10 protein-coding genes are annotated in these 7,369 nt (G+C 70.4%); 3 read left to right on the top strand and 7 right to left on the bottom strand.

The annotated features are described in order from the left end of the window. Positions 1 to 1,433 (bottom strand): APC family permease (locus AB0M20_RS18400; RefSeq protein WP_364299572.1); only part of this gene is annotated, 1,433 nt, incomplete at its 3' end. Between the two features lie 282 nt (positions 1,434 to 1,715). Here AB0M20_RS18400 and AB0M20_RS18395 point away from each other — a divergent pair. Together AB0M20_RS18395 and AB0M20_RS18390 are read left to right on the top strand one after the other, a co-directional pair. Then, positions 1,716 to 2,381 carry a TrkA family potassium uptake protein gene (locus tag AB0M20_RS18395; protein ID WP_364299570.1) on the top strand — a complete coding sequence of 222 codons (666 nt, stop codon included), beginning with the start codon at positions 1,716 to 1,718 and terminating at the stop codon, positions 2,379 to 2,381. A gap of 1 nt (position 2,382) precedes the next feature. Continuing rightward, positions 2,383 to 3,054: a TrkA family potassium uptake protein gene (locus tag AB0M20_RS18390; protein ID WP_364299568.1), complete on the top strand. Its 672-nt coding sequence runs from the start codon at positions 2,383 to 2,385 to the stop codon at positions 3,052 to 3,054. 6 nt (positions 3,055 to 3,060) lie between these two features. On the opposite strand, the gene AB0M20_RS18385 is transcribed toward AB0M20_RS18390, so the two are convergent. The 4 genes from AB0M20_RS18385 to dut are packed head-to-tail and all read right to left on the bottom strand — an operon-like array spanning position 3,061 to position 5,360. Then, a complete protein-coding gene (locus AB0M20_RS18385; protein ID WP_364299574.1) occupies positions 3,061 to 3,801 on the bottom strand; it encodes a DUF3159 domain-containing protein in 741 nt (246 codons plus the stop codon). A gap of 17 nt (positions 3,802 to 3,818) precedes the next feature. Continuing rightward, on the bottom strand, positions 3,819 to 4,199 hold the full coding sequence (locus AB0M20_RS18380; protein WP_364299566.1) for an OB-fold nucleic acid binding domain-containing protein: 381 nt from the start codon (positions 4,197 to 4,199) through the stop codon (positions 3,819 to 3,821). A gap of 34 nt (positions 4,200 to 4,233) precedes the next feature. Then, positions 4,234 to 4,884 (bottom strand): DUF3710 domain-containing protein, encoded by a 651-nt coding sequence (locus AB0M20_RS18375; protein WP_364299564.1) that lies wholly within the window; start codon positions 4,882 to 4,884, stop codon positions 4,234 to 4,236. A 17-nt stretch (positions 4,885 to 4,901) separates the two neighbouring features. Next, the gene (gene dut / locus AB0M20_RS18370) at positions 4,902 to 5,360 is read right to left on the bottom strand and encodes a dUTP diphosphatase (RefSeq protein WP_364299562.1); all 459 of its coding nucleotides are present in this window, start codon (positions 5,358 to 5,360) and stop codon (positions 4,902 to 4,904) included. Between the two features lie 104 nt (positions 5,361 to 5,464). Between dut and AB0M20_RS18365 the strand changes: the two genes are divergently transcribed. Beyond that, on the top strand, positions 5,465 to 5,947 hold the full coding sequence (locus AB0M20_RS18365; protein WP_364299560.1) for a DUF3093 domain-containing protein: 483 nt from the start codon (positions 5,465 to 5,467) through the stop codon (positions 5,945 to 5,947). On the opposite strand, the gene AB0M20_RS18360 is transcribed toward AB0M20_RS18365, so the two are convergent. After that, a complete protein-coding gene (locus AB0M20_RS18360) occupies positions 5,912 to 6,778 on the bottom strand; it encodes a hypothetical protein (protein ID WP_364299558.1) in 867 nt (288 codons plus the stop codon). The two genes, AB0M20_RS18365 and AB0M20_RS18360, sit on opposite strands and share 36 nt — an antisense overlap. A gap of 71 nt (positions 6,779 to 6,849) precedes the next feature. Next, positions 6,850 to 7,146 carry a DUF4193 domain-containing protein gene (locus AB0M20_RS18355; RefSeq protein ID WP_015624762.1) on the bottom strand — a complete coding sequence of 99 codons (297 nt, stop codon included), beginning with the start codon at positions 7,144 to 7,146 and terminating at the stop codon, positions 6,850 to 6,852. Positions 7,147 to 7,369: the final 223 nt, after the last annotated feature.

The following is a 7,369-nucleotide window of genomic DNA, read 5'->3' as shown; positions in this document are numbered from 1 at the left end:
GTCACGTAGATGACCAGCATCATGGTGATCGCGATCCAGGCGCCGAGCAGGAACTTGGTGATCAGGACGACGATCAGTACCGCGCCGGTGAGCCCCATGCCGAACCCGTTGATCGCCCGCGAACGGTACATCTGCCGGCGCCGGCCGGGATCCCGCTGGGTCCGCAGCAGCCTGTTCCAGTGCCGCAGCATCCCGGCCTGCGACAGCGTGAACGACACGAACACGCCGACGATGTAGAGCTGGATCAGGCGGGTCACCTCGGCCTCGAACGCCACGATCAGCACCATCGCGGCGATGGCCAGGAAGACGATGCCGTTGGAGAAGGCCAGCCGGTCGCCGCGGGTGTGCAGCTGACGGGGCAGATACCGGTCCTGGGCCAGGATCGAGCCGAGCACCGGGAAGCCGTTGAAGGCGGTGTTCGCGGCCAGGAAGAGGATCAGGGCGGTGACCGCGCCCACCAGGTAGAGCAGCACCGAGCCGTCGCCGAAGACGGTCTCGCCCAGCTGGGTGGTCACCGTCTTCTGCACGTAGTCCGCCTGCCCGCCGATGATCTGTGCCGGGTCCTCGACGAACTGCAGGTGGGTTTCCCTGGCCAGGATGACCATGCCGACCAGCATCACGATCGAGACACTGCCGAGCAGCAGCAGCGTGGTGGCCGCGTTCTTGCTCTTCGGCTGCTTGAAGGCGGGCACGCCGTTGGAGATGGCCTCGACCCCGGTCAGCGCCGCGCAGCCGGAGGAGAACGTGCGCAGCAGCAGGAAGACGAAGGCGAAGCTGGTCAGGTGGGTCTCCTCGGCCGCGATCACCAGGTCGGCGCTGGGCGCGCGCAGATCCTGGCCGAGGATGAAGACGCGGATCAGGCCGGTCAGGATCATGCCGACGATCACCACGATGAAGGCGTACGTCGGGATGGCGAACGCCGTGCCGGACTCCCGGAGGCCGCGCAGATTCATCGCGGTCAGCACGATGATCGCGACCAGCGCGATGCCGATCTTGTGTTCGGCGACGAACGGCACCACCGAGCCGAGGTTCGACACCCCGGCGCTGATCGACACCGCCACGGTCAGGATGTAGTCGACCAGCAACGCGCTGGCGACCGCGACCCCGAACCTCGGCCCGAGATTGACCGTCGCCACCTCGTAGTCGCCGCCGCCGGACGGGTAGGCGTGCACGTTCTGCCGGTAGCTGGCCACCACGGTCACCATGACCACGGCGACGGCCAGCGTGACCCAGGGCGAGTAGAAGTAGGCGCCCGCCCCCGCGATGGAAAGCGTCAGCAGGATCTCGTCGGGCGCGTACGCAACGCTCGACAGCGCGTCGCTGGCGAAGACGGGCAGCGCGATCCGCTTGGGCAGCAGCGTGTGCTGCAGCCGGTCGGAGCGGAACGGCCGGCCGACCAGGAGCCGCTTGACGAGGGACGTCGAACTTGCCACAAGCGCCAAGCGTACGGCCCCGAAGGGGCCCGGGTTCTCCGCCCTTGCCGAAGGCTCAGCGGCCGGAAGTAGCACAGTCCCGAAGGGGCCCGCGTTCTCCGCCCTTGCCGAAGGCTCAGCGGCCGGAAGTAGCACAGTCCCGAAGGGGCCCAGGTTCTCCGCCCTTGCCGAAGGCTCAGCGGCCGGAAGTAGCACAGCCCCCGGGCACCAATATTCGCCCGGCCATGGCACGCTACGCATGACAGCTCTCGGGGCCGAATGCGTTGAGGAAGGCACAGGCCTGTGCACGTGGTGATCATGGGGTGCGGCCGGCTCGGGTCCACGCTCGCGCACAAGCTGGACGCGCGCGGGCACACGGTGGCCGTGATCGACCAGAATTCGGATGCGTTCCGCCGCCTCGGGGCCGAGTTCGGCGGCAACACGGTCACCGGCATCGGGTTCGACCGGGACGTGCTGCGGCAGGCCGGCATCGAGCGGGCCGACGCCTTCGCCGCGGTGTCCAGCGGCGACAACTCCAACATCATCTCGGCGCGCCTGGCCCGCGAGACGTACGGCGTCCACCGGGTCGTCGCCCGCATCTACGACGCCCGGCGGGCCCTGGTCTACGAGCGCCTGGGCATCCCGACCGTGGCCACGATCCGCTGGGCGGCCGACCGGATGGTCCGGCACCTGGTGCCGGAGGGCACCGTCGAGGTGTTCCGTGACCCGACCAGCTCGATCTCGATCGTCGAGGCACCACTGCACCGCGACTGGGTCGGACTCACGGTGAAAGGGTTCGAGGAGGCGACCGGCGCGCGGGTGGCGTACCTGATGCGGTTCGGCATCGGCTCGCTGTCCACCCCCTCCACCGTCCTGCAGGACGGCGACCAGGTGTTCGTGCTGGTCACCGACGACACCGTGGGGCCGGTCCTGGAGATCGCCTCGTCCGCCGTGCAGGGAGGCCACTGACATGCGCATCGCCATCGCGGGGGCCGGAAATGTGGGCCGGTCCATCGCCCAGGAGCTGATCGGCAACGGCCACCAGGTGATGCTGATCGAGCGTCAGCCGCGGCAGCTGCGCCCCGAGCGCGTGCCGGAGGCCGAGTGGGTGCTGGCCGACGCGTGCGAGGTGAGCAGCCTCGAGGAGGCCGAGCTGGCCGGCTGCGACGTGGTGGTCGCGGCCACCGGCGACGACAAGGCCAACCTGGTGGTGTCGCTGCTGGCCAAGACGGAGTTCGCGGTGGGCCGGGTGGTGGCCCGGGTGAACCGCGCGGAGAACGAGTGGCTGTTCACCGAGCAGTGGGGCGTGGATGTGTCGGTGAGCAAGCCGCGCCTGATGGCCGCCCTGGTCGAGGAGGCGGTGACGGTCGGCGACCTGGTGCGGCTGATGACCTTCCGGCAGGGCGAGGCCAACCTGGTGGAGATCACGCTGCCGCCCACGGCGCCCTACGTCGGCGAGCCGGTGCGCTCGGTGCCGCTGCCCCGCGACTCCGCCCTGGTCACGATCCTGCGCGGCAAGCGGGTGCTGGTGCCGACCCCGGACGACCCGCTCGAGGCCGGTGACGAGCTGATCTTCGTGTGCACCGCGGAGGTCGAGGACCAGGTGCGCGCGGTGATCCTCGGCGACGCCGTCAGGGAGTGAGCGCGGTCAGGGAGTGAGCCGGGCCGCCTGCCGCCGGGTGACGCGGCGGATGGCCCAGACCGAGAAGGCGAAGGTGGCGGCGTACATCGGCCAGCTGATCAGGATCCTGGTCACGCCGAGCGCCGTGGCCTGGTCGGCGAGGTAGAGCCAGCCCTGCACGCCGGCCCGGATGAACAGCGAACCGGCCCAGACCAGGGTCAGCCACTGGAAGGTGCGGAACAGCTCGCGGTTGTCGAACCAGTCGTGCCGGCCCTTGTTGGCCAGCACGGCCCACACGTACCCCAGGATCGGTTTGCGGATGGCCACCGAGCCGATCAGCAGCACCACCTGGCCCAGGCTCAGCAGGATGCCGGGCAGATAGAAGTCCTTGGCCTCGCCGGACCGCCAGGCCAGCCAGGCGCCCAGCGCGATGCCGACGACGCCGTTGACCGCGTGCCGGATCGGCTCCTTGCGGATCAGGCGGTAGACGCCGATCAGCACCGCCGTGCCGACCGCGCCGCCGATCGCCCAGTAGAGCGCGGTGCGCTTGTCGAACCCGGCGACATTCTCGCCGAGCAGGACGATGAGCAGCACGAACGCGACCACCGGGATGCTGGACTCGACCAGGCCGCGGACCCCGCCGAGCTGCTCGGAGATCTGCTCGCTCATCGAGGGGAACGGCTCATCGGCGTCTTTCGCAGGCTCGGCCAGCTCCGGATCCGGGTGGAGGCCGGCCTCCTCGACGATCTCCTCGGCAACTCGATCCATCCCGTCGCGGGGTGATGTCACCGCGGCGCCTCCAGCTCGTAGAACGGGTTGTAGATGACCTTGCGATCGTCGCGCAGCGCGATGCGGCCGCGGGCGGTGAGCTGCCGGCCGGGCTCGATGCCGGCGATCGAGCGGCGGCCCAGGAAGACCAGGGTGACCACGTCACTGCCGTCGTAGAGGTCGGCCTCCAGCGTCGGCAGGTTGGTGCGTGGCGTGTACGCCACCGTGCGGAGCCGGCCGGAGACCGACACGACCTGACCCCGGGTGCACTGACCGGCCGGGATGGCGCCGCACTTGGCGCTTTCCCGCTGCAGCTCCTCGGCCTGCAGCTCGTCCTCCGAGGCGGTGAGGCGCTCGAAGAACCGCCGCAGCCCGGTGGTCCGTTCGTCGGTCGACATCACACCACGGTACGCCGAAGGCGCTCGAAGCGGTTCACTGCTCCGGCTGCTCTTCCTGCTGCTGTGCCTGCTCGGCCATCTCCTTGGGCAGGCGCATCGGCAGCGGCTCCCGCACCGGGCGCGGCTCGTCGTCGCGGACGACCACCAGGCCCTCCAGGCACTCCCACAACGCCGGGGCGGCGCTCGCGTCAGCGGCCACCGGCCCCTGGAAGGTGGCCCGGATGAACCAGCGCGGCCCGTCGACCCCGACGTACCGGACGTCGACCAGCTGGCCCTGCGGGTCGGGCAGCTGGGCGATCAGCTCGGGGCCGTGCGGGCCGTGGTCCTCGCGCACCGAGAGCCCGCCCGCCTTCATCTCCTGCAGCATCTCGGAGCGGACCTCGTCCCAGATGTCCTCCGTGCGCGGGGCGGCGAACGCCGCGAACTCCACCGCGCCCGCGCCGGACACCAGCACCACGTGCTCCACATTGCCGTCCTGCCCGGCCTGCACCCGCACCTCGACGCCCTCGATCGCGGGAATCTGCAGGCTGCCCAGGTCGAGCCTGGCCGCCTCGGGCGCCCAGCGCACGTCCCACGGGCCGTGCTCGGGCTTCACGGCGCCGTCCGAGGTCATGCTGTGCGCGAGGGCCGCCGACTGCGGCGCGTCCTCGTCCCGGACGTGCTTGGGACGCTTGCGGGAGAACATCGAAGTCACCTTTTCCTTCAGCGCTGCTGTGAGACGAACGCCTGGTGGCCGCCGGTCGAGCCGTGCCCGCCATCGCCCCGCACGGTCGCCGGCAGCTCGTCGACGACGTGGAAGGTGGCGCGCTCGACCCGCTGAATGAGCAGCTGGGCGATCCGGTCACCACGGGAGATCTTGACGGTGGCGTCCGGGTCGTGATTGACCAGATTCACCAGGATCTCACCGCGATAGCCGGAGTCGACCGTACCGGGCGCGTTGAGCACCGTGACGCCGAGGCGGTGTGCCAGCCCGGACCGCGGGTGCACCAGGCCGACGTAGCCCTCGGGCAGCGCGATCGCCACCCCGGTCGGGACCAGCCGCCGCTCGCCGGGGGCGAGCTCGACGTCCTCGGCGGCGACCAGATCGGCGCCGGCGTCACCCGGGTGGGCGTAGGCGGGCAGTGGCAGGTCCGGATCGAGCCGGCGGACCGCGACGTCCACAGCGTCTTACCTCTTCATCGTCGATTGCTGCGCGATTTGCTGGGCGCGTACACCCTGCCATCCTGCCGTGCCGCCGGGCGGAGGCGCGCCGTACCCTCACCAGCGTGACATCCGACCCCGCCGAGCGCACTACCGCCGGTCCGGCGTACGCGGAACGTCTGGGTGTCCCGTGGTGGTCCTGGCCGCTGGCGTTGTGCGCCGGCTTCCTGCTCGTCGCGGAGGTCTGGCTGGGCGCCGGTGGCCTGCGCGCCTGGGTGCCCTTCGCCGTCGCGCTGCCGGTGACCGTGGCCGTGATGCTCTGGCTGGGCCGGATCAAGGTGACCGTGACCGCCGACGAGTTCCGGGTCGACGACGCGCGGCTGCCGGTGTCGGCGATCGCCGATGTGGTGGCCCTGGACGCCGAGGGAAAGCGCGAGGTGCTCGGGGTCGGCGCCCACCCGCTGGCCTTCGTGATCCAGCGTCCGTGGATCGGCGGAGCGGTGCAGGTGCTGCTCGACGACCCGGCGGATCCGACGCCGTTCTGGGTGGTCAGCACCCGTCACCCCAGCCGGCTAGCCGGTGAGCTCCGTGCGGCCGCCGGACGGTAGCTGACCCTGCTTCCGCTGCTTGCGGAAGTCCTTCTGGAGGGTCTCGCCCAGCTTCTTGGTGGCTCGCTGGTTCAGGTAGCTGGCGACCGCGGCGCCGCTGAGCAGCGGGCCCATCGTGGTCAGGTTGCGCCCGAACCGGCGCAGCAGGGTGTTCTGCAGTTCCTTGCGGGCCGCGGTGCCCAGCACCGTCCCGACGCCCACGCCGGGCAGCAGCGGGTTCACACCGCGCTGCGCGGACCAGGATCGGACGAGAACGGCCGCGCGCTGGGTGCCGGTGCCCTCGATCGGCACACGGTAGACCTCGTGCAGCTCACCGATCAGCTTCAGCTCGATGGCCACGACGGCCACCGTCTCGGCGGTGAGCAGCACCGGGGCGGACAACAGCGTGGGCGTGACCGCCCACTGCAGCGAGGCCACGCCGCCGCCGGCCGCTCCGATCCCGGCGGTGGCCCGGGCCGCGTTGCGGATCAGGCGGTCGGCCAGCTCGTCGCCGTCCATCCCGTCGAAGTGGCGCTGCAACGTGTCGAGGTTCCTGATCGGCACGTGCGGTGCGATGTCGCCGACCACGTCCGCCATCCAGCGGATCGCGGCCCTCGGCCGGAACACCTTGCCCAATCCTCGCCGGCGGACGTCGTTCACCAGCCGGCCGAGCAGGCGCCGGCGACCCTCCGGCTCGACGTCGTCGGCCGTGAGCGCGGCGACGGTCTTGCCGATGTCGTTCTCCGGTGCGTCGGCACGCGTGTCGCTACGTGTCTCGCTCCGGGGCACGACGTCTGTGCCCGGCGTCTCGGACGGGTCCGGAACAATGGATCCGGTCTCGGGTGTGGTCATCGTCGTCCTCCCCGTCCGTTAACTTCGCCGTTCTTCCTTCCAGTCAAACAAGGGCGCGCCAGATCGGGCGATCAGGCGCACTCGCGGCAGATCAGCTCCCCGTTGCGCTCCGCGGCCAGCTGGCTGCGGTGATGCACGAGGAAACAACGGGCGCAGCGGAACTCGTCGGTCTGCATCGGCAGCACCTTGACGGTGAGTTCCTCGTCGGCCAGGTCCGCGCCGGGGAGCTCGAAGCTCTCCGCCACCTCGACCTCGTCGACGTCCACTGCGCCCGACTGCGAGTCGGCACGGCGGGCCTTGAGCTCCTCGAGGCTGTCCTCGCCGAGGTCGACCTCGTCGCGACGCGGGGCGTCGTAGTCGGTGGCCATCGGTTTTCACTCTCCTGTATCGATGTATCACTTGGCGTTAGTAACGCCGGCGACGTCTTCCTGGTTCCCGGTCCCGCGGACTTTTCTCACACACCCGTTCAGCGGAGAGCGGCTCACCTCCGGGACGCTCCCACCCCCTCGTGGAAATGCCCCGGCGAGCGCGGTACCTTACCGCTCCCGTAGGACCGAAGTACGCACGCAGGCGGCTCATTGTTCCCGATGT

It is taken from the genome of Actinoplanes sp. NPDC051633 (assembly GCF_040681735.1).
Lineage (GTDB): Bacteria > Actinomycetota > Actinomycetes > Mycobacteriales > Micromonosporaceae > Actinoplanes.
Note: the sequence above shows the minus strand (reverse complement) of the source record. Positions and strands in the feature narration are given on the sequence as shown.

What these genes read in the sequence shown, in the direction of transcription:
- AB0M20_RS18390 (WP_364299568.1), top strand. Translation starts at nt 2,383, where the DNA reads ATGCGCATCGCCATCGCGGGGGCCGGAAATGTGGGCCGGTCCATCGCC.
- AB0M20_RS18385 (WP_364299574.1), bottom strand. Translation starts at nt 3,801, where the DNA reads ATGGATCGAGTTGCCGAGGAGATCGTCGAGGAGGCCGGCCTCCACCCG.
- AB0M20_RS18380 (WP_364299566.1), bottom strand. Translation starts at nt 4,199, where the DNA reads ATGTCGACCGACGAACGGACCACCGGGCTGCGGCGGTTCTTCGAGCGC.
- AB0M20_RS18375 (WP_364299564.1), bottom strand. Translation starts at nt 4,884, where the DNA reads ATGTTCTCCCGCAAGCGTCCCAAGCACGTCCGGGACGAGGACGCGCCG.
- AB0M20_RS18360 (WP_364299558.1), bottom strand. Translation starts at nt 6,778, where the DNA reads ATGACCACACCCGAGACCGGATCCATTGTTCCGGACCCGTCCGAGACG.
- AB0M20_RS18355 (WP_015624762.1), bottom strand. Translation starts at nt 7,146, where the DNA reads ATGGCCACCGACTACGACGCCCCGCGTCGCGACGAGGTCGACCTCGGC.